Origin of the sequence: Clostridium sp. Marseille-P2415, from assembly GCF_900155545.1 — a bacterium.
GTDB lineage: Bacteria > Bacillota > Clostridia > Lachnospirales > Lachnospiraceae > Lacrimispora.
The window spans coordinates 4,067,848-4,090,011 of the sequence record NZ_LT732526.1; the positions used below are offsets into that span (position 1 = coordinate 4,067,848).

Annotated in this window: 19 protein-coding genes; 18 read left to right on the forward strand and 1 reads right to left on the reverse strand. The window is 46.4% G+C overall.

Annotated features, from left to right (window positions below):
- Window positions 1–324 precede the first annotated feature (324 nt).
- Window positions 325–1,032 carry a response regulator transcription factor gene (locus BQ9856_RS23570; RefSeq protein ID WP_077613516.1) on the reverse strand — a complete coding sequence of 236 codons (708 nt, stop codon included), beginning with the start codon at window positions 1,030–1,032 and terminating at the stop codon, window positions 325–327.
- Window positions 1,033–1,196: 164 nt separating this feature from the next.
- Here BQ9856_RS23570 and BQ9856_RS23575 point away from each other — a divergent pair, with 164 nt between their 5' ends.
- The 18 genes from BQ9856_RS23575 (at window position 1,197) to BQ9856_RS23660 (ending at window position 22,087) form a co-directional block, all read left to right on the forward strand.
- Complete coding sequence (locus BQ9856_RS23575) at window positions 1,197–2,438, forward strand: ABC transporter substrate-binding protein (RefSeq protein WP_159442080.1); 1,242 nt, start codon at window positions 1,197–1,199, stop codon at window positions 2,436–2,438.
- Window positions 2,439–2,458: 20 nt separating this feature from the next.
- The gene (locus BQ9856_RS23580) at window positions 2,459–3,364 is read left to right on the forward strand and encodes a carbohydrate ABC transporter permease (protein ID WP_077613166.1); all 906 of its coding nucleotides are present in this window, start codon (window positions 2,459–2,461) and stop codon (window positions 3,362–3,364) included.
- A 237-nt stretch (window positions 3,365–3,601) separates the two neighbouring features.
- Window positions 3,602–4,207 (forward strand): carbohydrate ABC transporter permease, encoded by a 606-nt coding sequence (locus BQ9856_RS23585; protein ID WP_235839291.1) that lies wholly within the window; start codon window positions 3,602–3,604, stop codon window positions 4,205–4,207.
- 32 nt (window positions 4,208–4,239) lie between these two features.
- The gene (locus BQ9856_RS23590; RefSeq protein WP_077613168.1) at window positions 4,240–6,033 is read left to right on the forward strand and encodes a cellulase family glycosylhydrolase; all 1,794 of its coding nucleotides are present in this window, start codon (window positions 4,240–4,242) and stop codon (window positions 6,031–6,033) included.
- A 363-nt stretch (window positions 6,034–6,396) separates the two neighbouring features.
- Window positions 6,397–7,323 (forward strand): LysR family transcriptional regulator, encoded by a 927-nt coding sequence (locus tag BQ9856_RS23595; protein ID WP_159442081.1) that lies wholly within the window; start codon window positions 6,397–6,399, stop codon window positions 7,321–7,323.
- An 82-nt stretch (window positions 7,324–7,405) separates the two neighbouring features.
- The gene (gene nikA, locus BQ9856_RS23600; RefSeq protein ID WP_077613170.1) at window positions 7,406–9,046 is read left to right on the forward strand and encodes a nickel ABC transporter substrate-binding protein; all 1,641 of its coding nucleotides are present in this window, start codon (window positions 7,406–7,408) and stop codon (window positions 9,044–9,046) included.
- A gap of 76 nt (window positions 9,047–9,122) precedes the next feature.
- The gene (gene opp1B, locus BQ9856_RS23605) at window positions 9,123–10,064 is read left to right on the forward strand and encodes a nickel/cobalt ABC transporter permease (RefSeq protein WP_077613171.1); all 942 of its coding nucleotides are present in this window, start codon (window positions 9,123–9,125) and stop codon (window positions 10,062–10,064) included.
- Window position 10,065: 1 nt separating this feature from the next.
- On the forward strand, window positions 10,066–10,890 hold the full coding sequence (opp1C, locus tag BQ9856_RS23610; RefSeq protein WP_077613172.1) for a nickel/cobalt ABC transporter permease: 825 nt from the start codon (window positions 10,066–10,068) through the stop codon (window positions 10,888–10,890).
- Complete coding sequence (locus BQ9856_RS23615) at window positions 10,890–11,720, forward strand: ABC transporter ATP-binding protein (RefSeq protein WP_077613173.1); 831 nt, start codon at window positions 10,890–10,892, stop codon at window positions 11,718–11,720. Before opp1C ends, BQ9856_RS23615 begins: the two co-directional genes overlap by 1 nt.
- Entirely contained in the window at window positions 11,717–12,526 is an 810-nt protein-coding gene (locus BQ9856_RS23620; protein ID WP_077613174.1) for an ABC transporter ATP-binding protein, read from the forward strand. Before BQ9856_RS23615 ends, BQ9856_RS23620 begins: the two co-directional genes overlap by 4 nt.
- A 32-nt stretch (window positions 12,527–12,558) precedes the next feature.
- Complete coding sequence (locus tag BQ9856_RS23625) at window positions 12,559–13,506, forward strand: succinylglutamate desuccinylase/aspartoacylase domain-containing protein (RefSeq protein WP_077613175.1); 948 nt, start codon at window positions 12,559–12,561, stop codon at window positions 13,504–13,506.
- 61 nt (window positions 13,507–13,567) lie between these two features.
- Entirely contained in the window at window positions 13,568–15,772 is a 2,205-nt protein-coding gene (locus tag BQ9856_RS23630) for a DNA topoisomerase III (protein WP_077613176.1), read from the forward strand.
- 178 nt (window positions 15,773–15,950) lie between these two features.
- Window positions 15,951–16,925 (forward strand): LacI family DNA-binding transcriptional regulator, encoded by a 975-nt coding sequence (locus BQ9856_RS23635; RefSeq protein ID WP_077613177.1) that lies wholly within the window; start codon window positions 15,951–15,953, stop codon window positions 16,923–16,925.
- Window positions 16,926–16,973: 48 nt separating this feature from the next.
- Window positions 16,974–18,083 (forward strand): phosphate/phosphite/phosphonate ABC transporter substrate-binding protein, encoded by a 1,110-nt coding sequence (locus tag BQ9856_RS23640; protein WP_077613178.1) that lies wholly within the window; start codon window positions 16,974–16,976, stop codon window positions 18,081–18,083.
- An 83-nt stretch (window positions 18,084–18,166) separates the two neighbouring features.
- Window positions 18,167–18,925 (forward strand): phosphonate ABC transporter ATP-binding protein, encoded by a 759-nt coding sequence (gene phnC / locus BQ9856_RS23645; protein ID WP_077613179.1) that lies wholly within the window; start codon window positions 18,167–18,169, stop codon window positions 18,923–18,925.
- Window positions 18,922–19,743, forward strand: coding sequence for a phosphonate ABC transporter, permease protein PhnE (phnE, locus tag BQ9856_RS23650; protein ID WP_077613180.1), 822 nt, complete (start codon window positions 18,922–18,924; stop codon window positions 19,741–19,743). Before phnC ends, phnE (BQ9856_RS23650) begins: the two co-directional genes overlap by 4 nt.
- Before the next feature lie 12 nt (window positions 19,744–19,755).
- A complete protein-coding gene (phnE, locus tag BQ9856_RS23655) occupies window positions 19,756–20,565 on the forward strand; it encodes a phosphonate ABC transporter, permease protein PhnE (protein WP_077613181.1) in 810 nt (269 codons plus the stop codon).
- Between the two features lie 4 nt (window positions 20,566–20,569).
- Window positions 20,570–22,087, forward strand: coding sequence for a bifunctional metallophosphatase/5'-nucleotidase (locus BQ9856_RS23660; RefSeq protein WP_077613182.1), 1,518 nt, complete (start codon window positions 20,570–20,572; stop codon window positions 22,085–22,087).
- The last annotated feature ends 77 nt before the right edge of the window (window positions 22,088–22,164 follow it).

Genomic DNA, 22,164 nt, shown 5'->3' on the forward strand with positions numbered 1-22,164 from the left:
TTTAATTTATAGAAAAATCATGATTAGGACGAGCTTTTACTTACAGAGACTGAGGAACTCAAGATTCAATTCTTTACATTAGCGGATATTTCTTTATATTGAATAAGTATGGACATAAAGGCTACCTTACAATGGAAGTAGGGGGGACTATTATGTATGATTGCAATACTAGAGAAATATTAAGGGTATATAATGTAAAGTTAGTCAGTGCAGATTATAGTGTTGCGTGGATATATAATTTTTGAAAAATCACTTAATATTCATAATTTATATTTCCATTAATCAAATATCCTGTATCAGTTCCAAATTGCTTCGTAATTACAGTCAGCTATTTTTTGGATTAAAAGGCATATTTTTACTGATATTTCGTATGTAATCAAATATCTGCAATTCATTCATCAGTTCAATGACCTCAGCAGTTGAACTTTTATTGAACTTCTTAAGAATACTTTTTATGTGTGTTTTGACAGTTGATAATTCCACATACCGGATTTTACAAATCTGTGATCTGGAATATCCCCGACTCAATAAGTCCAATATATCAATTTCTGTCTGTGTCATTTCCGTTATAATATGAAGGCAGTATAAAAAGCTTTGCTCACTCTTTTTTACCCGTTGAAATTCCCGCCGGATTTTTTGTGCGATCACAGGACGGATCGGAGAGCAGTTATTGTATGCATCCCTGATACAGGATACGATTTCCCCGGCAGCGGCATTCTTCAGCAGGTAGTCAGAGACCCCGAGTTGAAATGCATTGAATACAAATTCGTCTTCCTCATATACAGTCAATATGATGATTTTAGTCTTTGGAAGCATTGCCAGGATCTGCTCAGAAGCATCAAGCCCGGCTGTGCGGGTTTCCATTTCAATATCCATGAGTACAATGTCCGGTTTTAAGGCACATGTCTTTTCTACCGCTTCCTCTCCGGAATAAGCGGTTCCAATTACCTTCATATCTGCATCTTTATTGATATAGTTCTCATATCTTTTGCAGATCGGCTGCAAATCGTCAACCACAAGTACGTAAATCACATGCATCACCCTTTGTTTATTTTGGCATTTCTTTATGAGAAAGTCAAGTGAATGAGGGATGAAAAAATATCCGACTGTTCAAAATGCCCGTTGATCATTATGCTTTAGATATCAGACGGCATATGGACGGCCGTGATTTTGTCCGGGAAAGGAAAGGAAGCAAAATGAAGAAAAAAGTTGTACCGGTTCTGCTTGCAGCAACGATGGCATGTGGTCTGACTGCTTGTGGAATAACCAGTAATTCCAGAGCAGAGGGGGACGGCAATACTGTCAATGTTTATGTATCCTCCGATTTGGAAAGTTCCCTCGATGCGGAAATTGAGGCGTATAAGAACGTGAATCCGGCTGCTGTTATCGTAAAGCATGTGGTGCCGGATTCTGATTATGACAACAAGATCAAGGTGCTGCTCAGCGGAGGGGCAAAAGACGTAGATGTATTTTGGGCAAGAACTCCGGCCTATACGAATCAGTACCAGTCTGCCGGTGCATTGGAAAATCTGGCACCCTATGCAAATAAAAGCGGCGTCGATTTGAGCAGTATTGATTCTTCATTGTCCGTAATCAGTGATGAGGATGGAGGATTCTATGGATTGCCGATCTATAGCAGCTGCTGGATGCTGTTCTATAATAAGGACTTATTTGACAGGGCAGGAGCTGCTTATCCGGCAGAACAGATGACATGGGATGAGTACTGTTCTCTTGCAGAAAGTCTTACTGGGAAAGACGGCGGTACAAAATACTGGGGCGGCCAGTGTCCGGGCTGGACCATGAATCTTGGCGCAATTGCTGCAGGAGAATATCTGACGGATCCGGCGCCCCTTGAAAAGACGAAAGAATATCTGGAAATTACGAAACGCATGTACTCGGAAAGCCATGTACCTCTTGAAGAGATGTCAAATGGTTCATGGGATAACAATGCAAGCTTCGAAAGCGGAAATATATATATGATGATTCTTGGTGACTGGGGGTATCGTGACTTGGAGTGTGACTTCGAATATGGTACGGCACCGCTTCCTGTTTTGGATGGAACAGAACCGGGAACCAGTGTTGGAAATGCATGTTATTTATGCATAGCCAAAACAGCGAAGAACAAGCAGGCAGCATACGATTTTATTGAATTTTACACAACTTCTGATGAGGGAACAAGCGTGACAGCCGGCACCGGTAATGTACCCTGCTATTCAACAGATGCGGCGATGAAAGTATACGAGGAGTCAGTGAAAATTGACGGAATTGAGAATCGTTTTGCAGCGAAAGTACTGCGGGAACAGGCAGGTGACAAGAATTATGCGGCTGTACTTGAAGCGTTCAAGCAGGAAGCACAGCTCTATCTGCTGGGAGAGGAATCCATTGATGACTGCATGAACAATTTCTATAAATTAAGGGATGAACTCCAAAAGGAATAGAAAAGTCAGAAGGTGAGAAAATGAGTAAAACGCAAACACATAGGAATCAAATGCAACGGAAAGAGGCGGCTACCGGGTATCTGTGTCTTTTGCCGAATTTTATTGGCTTTGCTATTTTTACTGTGATTCCGGTAATCATGGGATTTCTGATCAGTCTTACAGACTATAACGGTTTTCCGGGATTTAAGTTTGTCGGATTTTCGAATTATACAGCAATGTTTCAAGATACATTGTTTACGACAGCACTTAAGAATAACCTGATTTACAGTTTTTCTGTTGTACCGCTGACCTTGTTGACAGCATTGCTGCTTGCTCTTGCGCTCAACAGGGGAGCTGCCATGAACGGCTTTTTCAAAACAGTGTACTTTTTCCCCAATCTGACATCCATGGTCGCTGTCAGCTGTGTGGCGATGATGATTTTTCAGCCGGCTGATGGCATCGTAAACCAGCTACTGGAATTCTTCGGTGTTGCAGAAAAACATCTGCCCCAGTGGTTTAACGCTACATCAACTGCATTGTTTACCGTAATCATTGTAGTTGTCTGGAAATCGGCCGGTTATTACATGATCATCCTCATGGGCGGTTTAAAAAATATACCGGCGCACTTATATGAAGCAGCAAAAATTGATGGCGCAGACACATGGCAGTGTTTTTGGAACGTGACATGGCCGATGCTGTCACCGACAACCTTTATGGTTACCATACTCTGCTTTATCAGTTCGTTCCAGGTATTCGATATTATTCAGATCACCACGGATGGCGGACCGGGACGGGCAACAACGGTATTGGTTTACCGCATTTATAAGGAGGCTTTTCAAAATTGGAAGATGGGATATGCTTCCGCAATTGCATACTTCTTATTCCTGATAATATTTGTAATAACCCTGGTCCAGTGGCATGGACAGAAAAAATGGGTGAATGATTAGGGGACAATTATTATGAAACATAAAAAAATAAAGTGTTCTTACGTTATATTATTTATTTTATGTGTATTGGCTGCCCTCATCATGCTTATACCATTTATATGGATGGTCAGTGCATCATTTAAATTAAATACTGAAATTTTCAAAAAACCCGTTAAGTGGATTCCGGAGGTATTTCATTTTGAAAATTATAAACGCGTGTGGACACAGGTAGATTTTTTAAGATATTATTTAAATACAATGAAAGTTACAGTAATTTCCGTAGTGATACAGGTAATTACCTGTTCCCTGGCGGCGTTTGCTTTTACAAAATTGAGATTCCCGGGCAGAGACAAAATATTTTTTGCATACATAGCAACGATGATGGTACCATGGCATGCGATCATGATTCCGCAGTTTCTGACTGTTAAAAGCTTTGGATTATACAATACCCATGCCGCACTGATTCTGATCGGCTCGTTTAATGCTTTCGGGGTATTTCTCATGCGTCAGAATATGCTGACGATTCCAGGGGAAATGAATGAGGCAGCGAAGATAGACGGGTGCGGAATACTCAGAACTTACTTGAGTATCATGATGCCGTTGTCAAAAGGAGCCATTGCAACGCTCATCATTTTAGCATTTAATCAGACCTGGAATGATTATATGGCACCGATGATTTATCTGGACAGCGACAGCAGAAAGACGATTCAGCTTGGGTTAGCCGCTTTCAGACAGCAATACAGCGCCGATTACGGAGCCATTATGGCTGGGACCGTATGCTCCGTAATTCCAATAATAGCCGTCTATGCTTTTGCACAGAAATATATTATTGACGGTGTCGCACATGCTGGTGTGAAAGGTTAAGCATATATTTAAAAATAGGAAGGAGAGATTCTATGAGAAAAATCACTGCTAAAATCCTGTCTGTACTTTTATGCACCGCAATGGCAATAGCCGCATTGCCGTCAATGAGTGCTAAGGCAGAAGGACACACAAAAACAAAGTCTCAACAGTATGTTGAGAATCTGGGCACCGGCATTAACCTGGGCAATACCTTTGATGCATTCGACCGTATAAACAATTCGGAAATTGACGATGAAACTGCCTGGGGAAATCCGGTTGTCACACAGGAGTATATGAATGACATCAAAGCAAAAGGTTATGACAGCATCAGAATGCCATTTACCGCATTCACACGGACCGATGGGGATTATAACATTACGAAGGCCTATTTAGACCGTTATGAAACAGCAGTAAATTACGCACGGAATGCGGGGCTGTATGTCATGATCAATCTGCATCATGATTCCTCTGAATGGCTGAATAAATGGGATGGCAATGAAAGCTCAGCAGAGTACAGCCGTTTCTGTGCATTGTGGAAGCAGCTGGCAGACAGATTTAAAAATTATGATGACAAAGTCATGTTTGAATCCATCAATGAAGTATATTTCCTTGAAGGCGATGATAACGCCATGAACGAAAGGGTGAGAAAGCTGGGTGATGCTTTTTATGACATCGTTCGCAATTCCGGCGGCAGCAATGCTGAAAGAATGCTGGTATTCCCGACCACTGCGACGAATCACAATTTCATATACAGCAATTTCCTGGCTGATTACTTAAAAGGGCTTAATGATCCAAATGTAATTGCAACCGTACATTATTATTCCACTGAGTTATATGCCTTCACCATAAATAGCGGGGTATCCATGTTCGATGAAACCTATAATGGAACGACAGCACGTCAAACCGTCGATGTATTTTATAACTGTGTGAAAAAAGCATTTGTTGACAACGGTATTGGAGTGATCATAGGTGAATACGGGCTGTTCAATATGGGCTATAAAAATGCGCTGGAAGACGGCGAAGTGGTTAAATTTATTGATTATATGAATTACAGAGCCAGAGAACTGGACGGAATCAGCCTGATGTTATGGGAATGCGGCAATATCATTGACAGGAACACCTATGAATATACCAATCCGGTCTGGGGAGCCGCTTTTACGGCCGCAATGACGGAACGGTGTTCCTATGCAGCCGGTTTAGACGAATTATTTGTTACTGATGAAAATATAAATAACAATATTGAAATACCTCTTATACTCAATGGAAATACTCTGCGGGGCATATACAATGGAGAACAAAAATTAACAGAAGGCGCAGATTATACCTATGCAAATGGGACTGTGACCCTGAATGGAACTTATGTATCCGGATTATCCGGATCATCCGGGAAATATGGTGAAATTGCTAAATTACGGTTTGAATTTTCGGCCGGCTGTGACTGGTACGAAACGATCCATTATGTAGGAAATACTCCCAGCTTAGGCAATGTTGCAGGAAATCTCCGTACAGACGATGGATATATGTCCTATTACGATACCGACGGCACGGCAACCTATCCGGTAGTGATTATTCCAGCCGATTATCAGGGGAAGAAGGTAAGAAGAATTACTTCTTTTGACTCAAATAATAATGTGGAACATGCCAATTCCTGGGCGAGCATTTATCTGCAGGCAGGAGGAGAATTTATTGCGAATTACGCCAATAACGAATTGTTATTAATGAACTGGTATAATGATGCGGTCGCTGATGATACATATAGATTAGCCATTGAGTTTTATGACGGAACGTCAATGGAATACAGCTTTACAAAACAGGGAAATCATATTACCGGCAGTCAGCTGCAGTAAAGCGTTTATGATGTAATAATTCCGGTGCCACAGCCGGACAGGAGAGAAGATCGTGATCGAAACAAAAGGACTGGAAGATACAAATGGATGTTTCCGTTATAAATGAGAAATCTTTTCGGCAAGACGGCTTGCATTTTTGCCCGGCGTATGCTAATATAAATACAGTTAGTTCAAACTAACTGCGTGTGAATATTCTAACATCAGACTAACCCTCTGATCGTATCCTTCATTTGACCCGTGAGGGATCATGACTCCTACGAAAAAGCCGCTCCTGTTACCGCATGACAGGAACGGCTTTTTTGTCAGAGCTTCCTTGATAAAGAAATTGGCGGATACGTGAAGAATACCAGGAGGCATATGAGAATGGAAATCAAACAATTGGAATACTTTGTGGCAACAGCAGATCACGGAAGCCTTAATAAAGCGGCGGAACAGCTGTATACGTCCCAACCCAATGTCAGTAAGGTGATTGCAAATCTGGAAAAGGAATTGGGCGTAATGCTCTTTGAACGGAACAGCCGGGGAATTAAGATGACGGAACAGGGGAAAATGCTTTATGGCTATGCCCTTTCCATTCTTAAGAACTCCAATATGATCCGCTCACTGATGCAGAAGAAGACAGGAAGCTATTTTTCCGTATCCGGGTATCAGAGCAGCATTCTGACCAGGCTGATGGCCGACATGTATGAAACGTATAAGGAAAAAGAGATAAAATTCGGATACCGGGAAGGGACCGTAGAGGAGATTACAGATGACGTTTCCGAGCATGTATCTGAAATAGGCATTGTTTACCTGGCTCAGTCCCAGCTACAGTGCTTTCGCCATATCATGTGGCATAAAAAGCTGGAATTCCACCCGTTGGAGGACTGTGGAATCTGTATTTACATGGGAAGCAGACACCCGTGGTATGACCGTGATTTTTTAGAATTTTGTGAATTGAAGGAATTGAAATTTATCGAAGGCACCGAAGACTTTTTTGCCATGGAACACCATATTGAACGGATCAGCATAGGGGCGGTGCAGATGGAGAACTTAAATAATGCGGTCTGCACCAACAGCGACTATCTGATCAATAATATGTTAAAGCATACGGATGTCTGCTGCATGGGAATTGATTTTGTTTCCGGTGAATATGAAAGCCAGGGGATCAAGGCTTTAAAAGTAAAGGATTGTGAGAAGTTTTTAACTCTGGGGTATGTGAAGCAGAAGAAAAAGGAACTGTCGGAAGAAGCCCGGCTTTACATAAAGGAACTGAAAAAACGATTAGCTGCCTATAACGATTTGTTATAACGGAGCCTGCCTGATTTGATATTAGTAAGTCCAGACTAACTATGCTATAGTAGAGAGCGTAGCAAAACAGGAGGATACTAATATGAAGAAAAAAATATTTTATGCCTGCATTGCAGGTGTTGTGGCAGCAGCGGTTTTAACGGGCTGCGGAAAGTCCGGAAGTAATTCCGGGGAAGCCGCCGTGACAGGTTCCGGGCAGGCGTCCGCAGATCAGACAGACAGCTCTGGCGGGGAAGCCAGAGAAGAACTGGTATTCGTGAATTATAGAGATATCCGGGATTTAAATCCACATCTGTATGCCGGAGAAATGTATGCACAGGAGATGCTTTATGATACTCTCGTAAACATTACGGAAGACGGTTATGCTCCGGGGCTGGCGGAAAGCTGGACAGTCAGTGAAGACGGAAAAATTTATACCTTTCAAATACGTAAGGGTGTGACATTTTCAGACGGAGAGGTGTGTGATGCCAATGCCATCAAGGCAAATTTTGATGCCATCATCGAAAATAAGGACCGCCATACCTGGCTGGAAATGATGAACCTCCTGGTCAGCGTTTCCGCACCGGATGATGAAACCTTTGTTATTGAACTGTCGGAACCGTATTATCCGATGCTGACGGAATTGGGCGTTACCAGACCATTTGCCATGATTTCCCCAAAAGCCATGAAGAATGGAAGCACCAAGGATGGTGTGAATGCCTATATCGGAACAGGCCCTTATGTGCTGACAGACTTTGTAACCGACGAATACGCGGTATTTGAAGCCAATGAGACCTACTGGGGAGAAAAGCCTCCGGTTAAAAAGATCACGGTTAAGGTGATCCCGGACAACCAGACCAGGATCCTGGCCCTTGAAAAGGGAGAAATCGATCTGATATTCGGCAAAAATATGATCGATGCGGATGCAGTAAATAAATATAAGGACAGCGATAAATTTGGCGTATCTTTATCCGATCCTACTTCTACAAGACAGATCGTATTGAATACCTCCAATGAAATTCTGAGTGACAAGACGGTCCGGCAGGCGTTGCAGCATGCCACCAACCGCCAGGCCATTTCAGACGGAGTCTTTTACGGTCTGGAAGCCCCGGCAGACACGCTGTTTGCCACATCGGTCCCTTACTGCAACATCGGCCTTGGGGCCTATGAATACAATACAGAGCAGGCGGCAGAGATGTTAGATGGGGCAGGATGGTTCCTGGGAAGCGGCAATGTGAGGGAAAAAGACGGAAAAGCCATGGAGTTATCCCTTCTCTATAACAGTGACAGCGTAACAGAGAAGACCATTGCAGAGTACCTTCAGTCCGAATATGGAAAGCTTGGGATTAAGCTGGATATCAAGGGAGAAGAAGAACAGTCCTACCGTGACAATATGAAAGCCGGACACTTTGACATGGTATTCAACATCTGCTGGGGGACTCCTTATGATCCACAGTCTTCCCTGGCAGCCATGAGACAGCCGGTATACGGCGATTACGCAGCACAGCAGGGGCTGGAAGACAAGGCGGAAATTGATGAAGCGATAACGGAAATTTTGGTGTCCACGGATGAGAAGAGGCGCCAGGAGTTATACAGCTTTGTTTTGACCAGGCTTCATGAAGATGCTGTCTACATACCTTTGACTTATGAATGCAACAAAGCTATTTATACATCGGACTTAAAAGGGGTTGGGTTTACGCAGACCCAGTATGAGGTTCCGTTTACGCAGATGTATTTCGAATAAAAACCGGTTACAGAAAACATGGGTCGGAAACACTTGGCCCATGTTTTTTGCAATCTCTTATTCAGGAGGTAGTGTCATGAAATCTTATATTGTAAAGCGCACGCTGTCTGCCGTTCCGTTGTTGCTGCTTATTTCTTTTTTATGCTTTGTTTTTATAAACCTGATTCCATCGGATCCCGCAGAGGTGGCGCTTCGCGTCCGGCAGACGCCTGTCATAACGGAAGAGGCCATCCGTCAGGTGCGGGAAGAGATGGGATTAAATGATCCATATTTGGTCCGGTATTTCCGATGGGTATTCAATTGCATGAGGCTGGATTTTGGGGTAAGTTATACCAATCCATCCAGGACGGTGCTGGGAGAGATCACGCGTTGTCTGCCTGCAACCTTTGTCCTGGCCATGGCATCCCTGTTGTTCGTGATTTTACTCAGCCTGCCGGTGGGATTTTTATGTGCGGTGTACAAAGACAGCTGGTTTGACCGGCTGGTAAGAGGGATCGTCTTTATGACTACGGCCATGCCAGCTTACTGGATCGGGCTTTTGCTCATCTGGCTGATCAGTATTAAGTGGGATTTGCTGCCCACCAGCGGAAACGGCAGCTGGAAGCATCTGATCCTTCCCTCTTTTACCGTGTCTCTTACTTATATTTCCACCTATATCCGTCTGATACGGAACAACATGCTGGAAAACATGAAAGAGGATTATGTCTTATATGCCAATGTCAGGGGCTTGAAACAGAGGACCATCCTGGTAAAGCATATTTTAAAAAATTCCCTTCATACCTGCATTGTGGCCATCGGCATGAGTGTTCCCCAGCTGATGGCCGGGACCATTGTGGTTGAAAATGTATTTGCGTGGCCCGGGCTTGGAAAGCTTTGCATTGCTTCCATTTTTAACCGGGATTACCCGGTGATCCAGACCTATGTGCTTCTGATCGGTACCTTGTTTGTGGTGTTTAACCTGTTGTTTGATATTATCCAGAGCATTGCAGACCCAAGACTTCGCAGGGAGGTGTCTTAAGATGTGGAAACGGTTTATAAAAAATAAAATGGCAGTGATCACGATGAGTCTCATAGGGGCTGTGGCACTTGCCGGGATCCTTGCGCCTTTCATTGCCCCCAACGATCCCTATGAAAATGACATTTTAAACAAATTCGCCGGCTTTAGCCTCCGGTATCCGCTGGGGACCGACCAGCTGGGACGCTGCATCCTGTCAAGAATGATATATGGGATCAGGCCTACGCTGTTTCTTTCCCTGCTCACCATGACCGGCACCATTGGGCTGGGCTGTGCCATGGGACTTATGGCCGGTTATTTCCGGGGACCGGTGGAGGAGATCATCATGAGAGCCGTGGATGTGATGATGTCATTCCCCAGCCAGATCATGGTGTTTGCTGTAGTAGCTCTTCTTGGAATTGATGTGAGAAATGTGATCATGGCCAATGTACTGATCAAATGGGCCTGGTATGCCCGCATGATCCGCACCAATGTCATGAAATACAGAGACCGGAATTTTGTGCTCTTTTCCCGGTGTGTGGGAAGCGGGGAGCCGTTTATCCTGCTCCGCCATCTCCTGCCCAGCATTGCGGCAGAAATGGCGGTTCTGGCAACTCTGGACATTGGCTGGGCGATCCTTAATATTTCAACCCTTTCCTTTTTGGGCCTTGGTGTACAGGCGCCTACACCGGAATGGGGGGCCATGTTAAATGAGGCGAAAAATGTGATGACTACAAATCCGGTGCAGATGATCGCACCAGGACTGGCCATCGTAGTGGTGGTTGCGGCTTTTAATCTTCTGGGAGATGCCCTCAGGGATGCGCTTGATCCAAAGGAGGTACAGGTTTAATGGAAGCGGTTTTAAAAGTAAGAAATTTAACGGTGGAACACTGCCGTAAAAAACAGGTACACAGGATTATAAATGGCGTAGATTTTGAGGTTTTTCCGGGCCAATGTCTTGGAATACTGGGGGAAAGCGGCAGTGGGAAAAGCATGAGTCTGAAAGCGGTTATGGGGCTTTTGGGAACGGATTTTGTGGTAAAAGGAGAGGCCGTTTATCAGGGGGAAAACTTAATTGGAAAGAGCAGGGAACAGCTTCGTAAAATCCGGGGGAAGAAAATCAATATGATCCTGCAAAATCCCATGACCTGTTTTGATCCCCTTTACCGGATTAATGAGCAGTTGGCGGAGACATACCGGGAACATACGGGACTGAATAAAATTCAGATCCGGGACAAGTCCATGGAGGTCCTTAAAGCCATGCAGATCCAGAATCCTTCCGAGGTGATGAAAAAATATCCCCACCAGCTAAGCGGCGGCATGCTGCAGCGGATCATGATCGGACTTGCCATGTCCATGGAGCCGGATTTACTGATTGCAGATGAGCCCACCACAGCCATTGACGCCATTACCCAGTACGAAATCATGAAAGAATTCATGAGGATCAAGAAAGAATCCGGGACTGCCATGATTTTTATCAGCCATGATTTGGGAGTGATTTCTGCCATTGCCGACCAGGTGCTGGTGATGAATCAGGGAAATGCGGCCGATACAGGGACCTTCCGGCAGATTTACGAGCAGCCGAAGGATCCGTATACCAGACTTTTGGTGGAAAAGAAAAAAGCGGTCATGGAGCAGTACCACAGGGCCATTGGAAAGAAAGGAATGATAAACGTATGATAAAGGCTGAACATATCAATGTAAGCTTTCAGAAGGAAAATCAGGAAAAGCTATTTGGCAGAGAACGGCAGAAAGTTCTGTTTGATGTGTCATTTCACGTAAAAAAGGGGGACTGCCTCGGGATCCTGGGGGAAAGCGGAAGCGGGAAAAGCACTCTGGGACGGGTGCTGTGCGGGCTCCTGAAGCCGGATGAGGGGGTGGTCTGCTTAGGGGGGACGCCTCTGTACAAAGGACGGAAAAAGGACCGGCAGACAGTTCTGAGCGTGGTATTCCAGGATTATACCACATCGGCAAATCCCAGGTTCACGGTCAGGAACTTAATCGGAGAGGGGCTTCGCGTAAAGGAAAGACGGGAGCGCATCCGCATAAATAAGGATGAGGAAACAGACAATCTTCTGCGTCTGGTAGGGCTTGATGAAAGCTATAAGGAGAGGCTCCCTCATGAATTGAGCGGAGGGCAGCTGCAGCGCGTATGCATTGCCCGGGCGCTGGCTGTGGATCCGGCCGTTATTTTATTTGATGAGGCCATCAGCTCGCTGGATGCCCATACCCAGGTACAGATCATGGACTTATTAAAACAGATACAAAAAGAGAAAGACCTTACCTATATTTTTATTACTCATGATTTAACTTCCGTAACCTATTTATGCAGTCATGTATTGTTTCTTTATAAAGGAAAAGTGGCGGAAATCAGAGAAGTGGAAACCATTTCAAAGGCAACTCACCCTTATGCGAAAAAATTGCTGAACGCAATATTTGATGTACAGGAAATGGGTGCGGGAGGTTCCTGGGAACAAGCGGTTTAGGATCGAAAACATACATAAAAGGAGAAAATGCCATGTTACAGATTGGAAGGTACCGGTTGGAGAAAGGAAAACAGCTTAAGGGGATGCTGCCGGTTGTAAACCATACGCTGGAGCTTCCGTTCTGCGCGGTTAGCGGAGAGGGGGAGGGGCCTGTAGTCCTCATATCGGCAGGCATACACGGCTCTGAATACATAGGGATCCGGACTGCCATTGAGTTGTCCGGAGAGCTTCAGCCGTCTGAAGTGAATGGAACCATTATTTTTCTGCTGGTAGCAAACCCTCAGGCAGCTTATTCCTTTACACGCCTGGTCGTACCTGAGGATGGAAAAAATTTAAACCGGATGTTTCCGGGAAAGAAGGATGAAAGCCTTTCCGGGAGGATCGCTTATACCATAGAGCATGAATTACAGAATCAGTCTGATTATTATATCGATCTTCACGCAGGGGATACTCATGAAAAGGTAATGCCATTTGTGTATTTCCCGGGAGTGGCAAGGGAAGAGGTCTGTGAAACGGCCAGGATGATGGCCGAAGCAACCGGCATGCCGGTCCGCGTGAAATCATCTGCGGCTACGGGCTCCTATAATTATGCGGCGATACAGGGGATCCCCTCGATTCTTATGGAGCGCGGAGGGGGCGGCTGTTATGGGGAAGAGGAGCTTCTGCAATATAAGGAGGAAGTGAAAAACGTATTGGGGCATTTAGGAGTTCTCAGGGATTTTGCCGGATCAAAGAGGGAAAAGTCCCAGCATGAAGTGGAAAAGGCAAGCTATATTGATTCCGCTGCGGAAGGGTTCTGGTATCCGAAAAAGCAGGTGGGGGATCTATTCCGGAAAGGGGAGCTTCTGGGAGTTGTGGAGGACGTATGGGGTAACCGGCTTCAGGCCTGCCATGCAGAATATGATGGGATCGTTTTGTATCAGACGGCAGGAATGGGAGTCCGTCAGGGAGACTCCCTGATTGCTTATGGAAATGTATAAGTTGTAATAACCCGGTCAATACGGTATAATTGGGAGAGAATTGCAATCTTGGAGGAATTACATGAAATCTTTAATCATAGCAGAAAAACCGTCGGTGGCCAGGGACATTGCCCGTGTGCTTCACTGCGGAAAAAACCAGAATGGGGCGATCGAAGGGGAGAAATACGTGGTGACCTGGGGCTTAGGCCATCTGGTCACATTAGCGGACCCGGAAGATTACGACACGAAATATAAAGAATGGAAGATGGAAGACCTCCCAATGATGCCGGACCGGTTTAAGCTTGAGGTGATCAAACAGACAGGAAAGCAGTATCATGTTGTAAAAACCCAGATTCACCGGGGAGATGTGGGCGAAATCATTATTGCCACGGATGCCGGACGGGAAGGGGAGCTGGTGGCGAGGCTGATCCTGGAAAAAGCAGGGAATAAAAAACCCATAAAAAGGCTCTGGATTTCCTCAGTTACGGATAAAGCCATTAAAGAAGGCTTTGCCAAATTAAAAAACGGCCATGAATATGATAATTTATACGATGCTGCCATGTGCCGGGCCGAGGCGGACTGGCTGGTCGGGATCAATGCCACCAGGGCGCTGACCTGCAAATATAACGCCAGCTTAAGCTGCGGGCGGGTACAGACCCCTACGTTAGCCATCATTGCCGCGAGAGAGGATGAAATTAAAAATTTTGTTCCCAGGCCCTATTATGGCATTACGGCAAAATGTGCAAAGCCGGCCCTTTCCTTAACCTGGCGGGATGAAAAATCAAAGAGCTTCCGTTCGTTTGACAGGGAACGTATGGAAGCTGTTCTGGAAAAGATGAAGACCGGGGGAGATGGACTGGTCACAGAGGTGAAAAGCGTGCCGAAGAAAACTTATTCCCCTCAGCTTTATGATTTAACGGAGCTTCAGAGGGAAGCGAACCGCCGCTTTAATTATTCCGCAAAAGAGACGTTAAACATCATGCAGAGGCTATATGAAAACCATAAGGTCCTGACTTATCCAAGAACGGATTCCAGGTATTTAAGTTCGGATATTGTTCCCTCCATCAAGGAAAGGCTGGAGGCCTGCGGAGTGGGGCCCTACCGGAAGCTGGCAGGAAGGCTTGCCAATCAGAAAATTGAGGGGAAACCGTCTTTTGTGGACGATAAGAAGGTATCGGATCATCACGCCATTATTCCTACGGAACAGTTTGTCCAGCTGGACCACATGACTGTAGATGAACGGAAAATTTATGATCTGGTGGTCCGCAGATTCTTAGCGGTGCTGTATCCGCCTTTTGAGTACGAGCAGACCGAACTGACGGTGGAAGTGGGGGGAGAGTCTCTTATAGCCAGAGGAAAAGCGGTAAAGGTTCAGGGCTGGAAGGAAGTTTATGATAATCAGGATGAGGAAGACGAGGAGCAGGAATTAAAGGAACAGAATCTGCCCATCCTGAAAAAAGGGGACCGGATCTTAGATCTTACGGTCGTTTTAACGGAAGGAAAGACAAAGCCTCCGGCTCCGTTTAATGAGGCGACTCTCCTTTCCGCTATGGAGAACCCGGTTTCCTATATGGAGACAAAGGACCGGGATATGGCGAAGACTCTGGGGGAAACCGGAGGTCTTGGGACCGTGGCGACCAGAGCGGATATTATTGAAAAGTTGTTTTCCGGCTTTCTTTTGGAAAAGCGGGGGAAGGATATTTATCTGACCTCTAAGGCGAAACAGCTTCTTACTCTTGTACCGGAGGATTTGAAGAAACCGGAGCTGACGGCGGACTGGGAGATGAGGCTGTCTGCCATTGCTGACGGGAAATTAAAGCGGGCGGCATTTATGAAGGATATCCGGCTGTATTCCGGGGATTTGATCCGTCAGATCAAGTCTGGGGAAGGGAAATTTACCCACGATAATCTGACCAATACCAGATGCCCGGTGTGCGGTAAGAGGATGCTGGCAGTGAAAGGGAAGAACAGCGAGATGCTGGTCTGCCAGGACCGGGAATGCGGGCACAGGGAGGTTGTTTCCAGGACCAGTAATGCAAGATGTCCGGTATGCCATAAGAAGCTGGAGCTGAAAGGCAAGGGGGAAGGGCAGATTTTTGTCTGCAAATGCGGTTATAAGGAGAAGCTTTCTTCCTTTAAGGAAAGGCGTGCAAAGGAAGGGGCCGGAGTGTCCAAAAAGGATGTAGCCAGGTATTTGAACAAGCAGAAAAAGGAAGTAGAAGAACCGATCAATTCGGCTTTTGCGGATGCATTTGCAAAGCTGAATTTAAGCGGGGATAAGGACTGAATACCATAGATTCAGAAAACCATAAATGCCGGAAAGAAGATAAGGTTTCTTCCCGGTATTTATGGTTTTTTGGCCCAAAATGCAAACTTTGGTAAAAATTTAGTAAAATTTTACTTTGCTTATTGACGGTGGGAAAGACTGCAATTATAATGAAAATTGAAAGGTGAGGATATAGATTATGGCTACGATTAAAGAAATTTCACAGCTTGCGAACGTATCCATCGCGACGGTATCCCGGGTGCTGAATCAGGATGATACCATCGTGGTGAGTCCGGAGGTGAAAAAAAGGATATTCAAAATTGCCCACGAGTTAAAATATGTCCCACCCAGGATGCGTCATACGCAGAAAGAGAGAGGAATTGTCATAGGAGTGGCTGACTGGCATATTATCCGGAAGGACAGGACCAACATCAGGCTTTCTTCCCTGGATTTGACCGTAAAGTCCATGTCAGGGAAGAATGATGTGCGGTTTGAACGGATGGATAAAAACAGTCCGGGGCAGTATGATGGAATCATCGCCTTCGGCGTTTTTTCCGGGGAAGAGATGGAGCATCTGCGGATGCAGAGCTATGCCATTGTATTCATCAATTCGGATCCCAAGGATTATGAGTACGACAGCATTGTCATGGATTTTAACAAGGGAATCCAGGAAATGCTCGATTATCTCATGGAGCGGAAAAAATATTGCAGCGTCGGCTACATCGGAGGTCTTTACGAAGAAGGCCAGGTGAAGATCGGCTATCGGAGGTTAGAAGGGATCCGGGCCACTTTTACGCAGAGAGGCTATTATGAGGAGGAAAATTTCTTTATAGGCGATATCAGCAGGGAAAGCGGTTATGAGCTGGCAAAGCAGGCGGTCGAATCGGGCCATCTGCCGGAAGCGGTACTGTTAGGCAGCGAAGAGGTTGCGGAAGGGGCTCTGGAAGCTTTCCAGGATGCGGGGCTCCGCGTACCAAAGGACGTTGCGGTGGTCATCTATAAGGATATTGAAACGCTGGAATCCAAATGGCCATCCTATACGAAGGTCCGGATGTTCCCGGAGATCGTATGGCAGACTGCAATCAAGCTTTTGCTGGAACAGATCCAGGAAGGCCGCAAGGACAATATGACAATTTATCTCCCAACAAAGTTGGAAGTCGGAGACAGCGCGTAATGACCCATGACCCCAAGAACCGATGAATCACACGAAAAGGAGAGCAGTATGAAAAAAACAGTTTCTGTATTAATGGCAGCAGCACTCTGTGCAGCAATGATCGGCGGATGTTCCGGCAGCAGCCAGTCTGGAGCGGCAACCGCTGCGGGGACGGAAAGCGCATCGTCTGCAGCAGGAGAAACAACCGCTCAGACTGAGGCAAAGGCGGAGAACAAGAAAATCGACAAGCTGAACGTTTACTTTGTTCCTTCCAGAGAGCCGGAAGAGATCGTAACCGCTACAGAGCCTTTAAAAGACATGCTGAAGACAGAGTTGGGAAAAGAAGGCTATGATATCGGCGAGGTGGTGATTACGGTCGGAACCAGCTATGAGGCAGTTGGGGAAGCCCTATCTGCAGGCACTGCGGATATCGGTCTTATACCGGGAGGAACCTATGTCCTCTATGATGACGGCGCAGAAGTGATCTTAACCGCAACCAGAGACGGATTAAGCAAGAATTCCGATTCCGCAAAGGACTGGAATGACGGAAAGGCTACCGATCCCACTGCGGATCAGGCTACCTCCTACCGGGCACTTATTATTGCAGGCCCTTCTGAAAAGGGACAGGAACTGTCTGCCAAGGTCAACAATGGGGAAGAGCTTACCTTTGAAGATTTAGACGGAGCGAACTGGAGCGTTATGTCATCCTCCTCACCGGCAGGATACATTTACCCGTCCTTATGGCTTCAGGATAATTTCCAGAAGAACATGTTAAATCTTTCCCATGCGGTACAGTCTGATTCCTATGGAAGCGCTTTTGCACGGCTCGCCTCCGGCCAGGTAGATGTTCTCTGCACCTATGCGGATGCCCGCAGGGATTACGTGGAAAAATGGAATTCCGAATACGGAAGGACCGGATCCATCTGGGAAGAAACAAATGTGATCGGTGTAACGCCTCCGATTTTTAATGATACAGTCAGCGTGAGCAAGACCTCCAAAATCATGGATGATAATTTCAAAAAGGCTGTCCGGGATGCATTTATCAACATCGGCAACACAGAAGAAGGAAAGCAGGTTATCGCTATCTATAGCCACAAGGGATATCAGCCGGCACAGAGCTCCGATTACGATAATGAACGTGCGGCACAGAAGATGATTAAGGAATTAAATGCAAAATAAAGAATACATACAGGCTGTAGAGGCGTCGTAACGGTAATATTTTGCGGCGCCTCCGCTCTTTATACTGGGAAATGAGGGAAAGTATGATTGAATTTAGTCAGGTGGGCAAAAAGTATCCCAATGGCTTTGAAGCCTTGAAAGAAATCAACTTAAAAATCGGGCAGGGAGAATTTGTAGCTGTTATCGGACTTTCCGGCGCAGGCAAGTCCACCCTTCTTCGGACGATTAACCGCATGCATGATATTACGGAAGGCACCCTGACCGTGGATGGGACCGATGTGATGCAGCTGAAAGGAAGGGAACTGCGGCGTTTCCGCCGTAAGATCGGCATGATTTTCCAGTCCTTTAACCTGGTGACCAGAACCCGGGTCATCAATAACGTTCTTATGTCAAAGGTACCGGAACTGCCGTTTTTCAACGCTTTGTTCGGAATTTACCCCAGGGAGGATAAGCTGGAGGCACTGGAGGCGCTTGATAAGGTGGGTATCCTGGATAAAGCCTTTGTCCGCGCGGACCAGTTGTCCGGCGGGCAGCAGCAGAGAGTTGCCCTGGCAAGGACCCTGGCCCAGAATCCCCGGATCATCCTGGCAGACGAGCCGGTGGCTTCCTTAGACCCGGTTACGGCAAAACAGGTCATGGGGGATTTCTTAAAGATCAACAAAGAGATGAACATTACCATTCTGTTAAACATCCATCATGTGGACTTGGCGCTCCAGTACGCAAGCCGTGTCATTGGCATAAGAGCAGGCCGGATCGTTTACGATGGTCCGGCCGCTGATGTGACCCAGGATATCTTAAATGAGATTTATGAAGGAAAAGAAGAACAGGAGGCGGCAGGATGAGCATTTATGACAAAATAATTCCGCCCCGGAAAATGGAATTGTCAAATGGCAGGACCGTCTCAAAGCCGGCTTCCCATCTCCCCCTGATCGCCCTGATACTGGTGTTCTTAACCGTGCTGTCGGTAAAGATCACCGGCTTTGATATGGGAGTTTTGCGGGAAAGGGGAGACCAGTTCTTTGTCATCCTCGGTATGATGGTCCCGCCGGCATTTTCCTATAGCTCTCAGGTGTGGCAGCCCCTGTTTGATACCGTAAAAATGTCTCTTCTTGGGACCGTGATCGGAGCTGTGACAGTCATTCCCTTTGCCATGGCTGCTTCCACCAACATCATAAGGAATCCGGTGGCGGTCAGCGTCATGAGATTATTTTTAAGCATTGTAAGGACCCTTCCGACCCTGGTAACCGCCCTGATCGCTACTTATGTATTCGGCCTGGGCACCCTGGCCGGCACCACGGCTATTGCGGTGTTCACCTTTGCCTATATGGGGAAAATATTATATGAAGAGATCGAAACCGCTGATATGGGGGCCTTTGAGGCTATGGAAGCCATTGGGGCCACCAAGGTCCGGGCTTTTGTGAGCGCCATCATCCCCCAGGTGCTTCCTTCCTATATTTCAAACGGGCTGTTCTGCTTTGAAGGAAATGTCCGTTATGCAGCCATACTGGGATATGTGGGCGCAGGCGGTCTGGGACTGATCCTCAATGAAAAGCTGGGGTGGAGAGAATATCCAAGTGTAGGCATGATCCTGATCATGCTGTTTGTAACCGTATTTCTGATTGAATCGGTGAGCCGCTACTGCCGCCGGAAACTGGTATAGGGGGAATGACAGATGATGAATCAGATAGAAAAAGCATATGCCGGGCGTCCTAAGAATACTGTTTACCAGGTAACGGTTACTGCCATTGTTCTGGTGCTGCTGCTGTGGTCAGGCTCTGCCGTGGACGTTTCCGGCGGAGGCCTTGGAGGTCTTAAAATTGCCGGGAATATTTTAAACGGAATCGTTCATCCGGATAAAAAGCTGTTGTTTAACCTGACCGTACAGGGAGTTCCGTATCTTCTTCTGGAAACGGTCTGCATTGCATTTTTAGGAACCCTGGTGGGAGCCTTTCTTGCCATTCCTCTTTCCTTTCTATCGGCCTCCAACTTAATGCCTGCTCCGGTCGCTTATTTAAGCCGTCTGGTGATCATGGCGGTCAGGACCATTCCGGCCTTTGTCTATGGCCTCATGTTTATCCGGGTCAGCGGGCCCGGAGCGTTTACCGGACTTTTGACCATGTCCGTGTGTTCCATTGGCATGGTATCGAAAATGTATATTGAAGCCATCGAAGATCTGGATACCAGAATTCTGGAATCCTTAGATGCATGCGGCTGCAATACGTTTCAGAAGATCCGGTATGGAATCCTGCCCCAGCTGATTCCCAACTTCGCGTCAACGGTAATCTACCGGTTTGACATTAATTTAAGAGATGCCACGGTTCTGGGGCTGGTAGGAGCCGGAGGCATTGGAGCGCCCCTGATCTTTGCCATGAATTCCTACCGGTGGAATGAGGCGGGGGCTATTTTAGTGGGCCTTATGGTTCTGGTTCTGATCGTGGAATATATTTCCACCAGGATCCGGGTAAAGCTGGCCAGGGGGTGATAGATTGAAGAAACAGGCAAAAATATATTATACCTCAGATGTTCACGGATATCTGTTTCCAACCTCATACGCAGATAAGGAAGAACGGCCCATGGGGCTTTTTAACTGTATCTCCAACTTTAAAAAAGACGGAAATACACTGGTTTTTGACGGAGGGGATACGTTACAGGGAGCTCCTCTGGCTGCCTATGTCACCTCCCATGGAGGGGATTTCCCGGAAAAGGATCCCATAGCCGGAGTATACAATGCGGCAGGCTACGATGCTGTGGTCCCCGGAAACCATGATTTTAATTTTGGTTATGACCGCCTTGTAAAATACTTCCGGGCGCTTCACGGCGTCTGCCTCTGCGCAAATGCAAGGGACTTGGAAGGAAGGGGCAGGATCTCATCAAGTCATATCTTTACCCTGGAAAATGGGCTCCGGCTGGGGGTAACCGGCATTGTGACGGATCATGTAAACGTGTGGGAGCAGCCGGAGAATCTGGAAAAAATCCGGATTACCGATGCTTTCCAGGCTGCTGCAGAGGAGCTTTTCAGGCTGAAGCTCCAGTCAGATGTCACCATCTGCATCTATCACGGCGGTTATGAATGCGATCTTGATACCGGAAAGGTATTAAGTACTTCCGGAGAAAATGTGGGATACCGCATCTTAAAAGAGCTGGATTATGATATCCTGCTGACCGCGCACCAGCACATGTCCGTTCCCGGAAGAGAGTTATTCAGGACCCATACCCTGCAGCTGGCCGCCAATGCCGTGCAGTATGCCCGGCTGGATTTAAGGTTTGAAGACGGGAAGCTTAAAGTGGAGTCCTCCATCTGCCCGGCCGGGCCGTTTCATGAGAAAGAACCTTATGAGTCTCTGCTTCCTTTAGAGGGGGCAGTACAGGAGTGGCTGGATGCAGACATTGGTCGTTTGAAGGAGCCGGTTCCGGAAAAAGGAAAGCTTGATATGGCCCTTTATGGGTCAGCTGTCGCGGATTTTTTCAATCAGGTGCAGCTGGAATATTCGGGGGCGGATATCTCCTGTGTCGGGCTGGGAAATTCATCCATTGGACTTCCTGACCATGTTACCATGCGGGATCTGGTGAGAGTATATCCGTTTTCAAACACCCTGGCAGTCCTTGAAGTAAAGGAAGAAACACTCAGGAAAGCCCTGGAACGCTGTGCCCGGTATTTTACCATAAAGGATGGGAACATTGAGATCTCTGACGAGTTCCTGAAACCCAAAGTGGAGCATTATAATTATGATTATTTTGCCGGTATTACTTTTGAGGTGGACTTAAAAATGCCTGTGGGAAGCCGGGTGAAAAAGATTCTGTATAAAGGCAGGCCGCTGGCAGGCCGTTCTTTCAGCCTGTGTATGAGCGATTACCGTGCCAGCGGTACGGGAGGCTACGAGGTATACAGGGAATGCCGGATTCTAAAGCGTATCAGTACAGAGGTTCCTCAGATGGCCCTGGATTATTTAAGAAAGCATCCTGTGGTTGAGATTGAGAAAAACGGTGGTATTATACTGCTGTAAGCAGAGCCGCCGCCTGCGGTCTTCTCCTTCTAAGAATTTCCAGCATTGCGAAATTTTAGCTAAATCAAAAATATACT

Coding starts and splice junctions, on each gene's coding strand:
- BQ9856_RS23635 (WP_077613177.1), top strand. CDS start 15,951: ATGGCTACGATTAAAGAAATTTCACAGCTTGCGAACGTATCCATCGCG.
- BQ9856_RS23625 (WP_077613175.1), top strand. CDS start 12,559: ATGTTACAGATTGGAAGGTACCGGTTGGAGAAAGGAAAACAGCTTAAG.
- opp1C (WP_077613172.1), top strand. CDS start 10,066: ATGTGGAAACGGTTTATAAAAAATAAAATGGCAGTGATCACGATGAGT.
- nikA (WP_077613170.1), top strand. CDS start 7,406: ATGAAGAAAAAAATATTTTATGCCTGCATTGCAGGTGTTGTGGCAGCA.
- BQ9856_RS23615 (WP_077613173.1), top strand. CDS start 10,890: ATGGAAGCGGTTTTAAAAGTAAGAAATTTAACGGTGGAACACTGCCGT.
- BQ9856_RS23640 (WP_077613178.1), top strand. CDS start 16,974: ATGAAAAAAACAGTTTCTGTATTAATGGCAGCAGCACTCTGTGCAGCA.
- opp1B (WP_077613171.1), top strand. CDS start 9,123: ATGAAATCTTATATTGTAAAGCGCACGCTGTCTGCCGTTCCGTTGTTG.
- BQ9856_RS23620 (WP_077613174.1), top strand. CDS start 11,717: ATGATAAAGGCTGAACATATCAATGTAAGCTTTCAGAAGGAAAATCAG.
- BQ9856_RS23630 (WP_077613176.1), top strand. CDS start 13,568: ATGAAATCTTTAATCATAGCAGAAAAACCGTCGGTGGCCAGGGACATT.
- BQ9856_RS23580 (WP_077613166.1), top strand. CDS start 2,459: ATGAGTAAAACGCAAACACATAGGAATCAAATGCAACGGAAAGAGGCG.
- BQ9856_RS23595 (WP_159442081.1), top strand. CDS start 6,397: ATGGAAATCAAACAATTGGAATACTTTGTGGCAACAGCAGATCACGGA.
- BQ9856_RS23585 (WP_235839291.1), top strand. CDS start 3,602: ATGAAAGTTACAGTAATTTCCGTAGTGATACAGGTAATTACCTGTTCC.
- phnC (WP_077613179.1), top strand. CDS start 18,167: ATGATTGAATTTAGTCAGGTGGGCAAAAAGTATCCCAATGGCTTTGAA.
- BQ9856_RS23590 (WP_077613168.1), top strand. CDS start 4,240: ATGAGAAAAATCACTGCTAAAATCCTGTCTGTACTTTTATGCACCGCA.
- phnE (WP_077613181.1), top strand. CDS start 19,756: ATGATGAATCAGATAGAAAAAGCATATGCCGGGCGTCCTAAGAATACT.
- BQ9856_RS23575 (WP_159442080.1), top strand. CDS start 1,197: ATGAAGAAAAAAGTTGTACCGGTTCTGCTTGCAGCAACGATGGCATGT.
- phnE (WP_077613180.1), top strand. CDS start 18,922: ATGAGCATTTATGACAAAATAATTCCGCCCCGGAAAATGGAATTGTCA.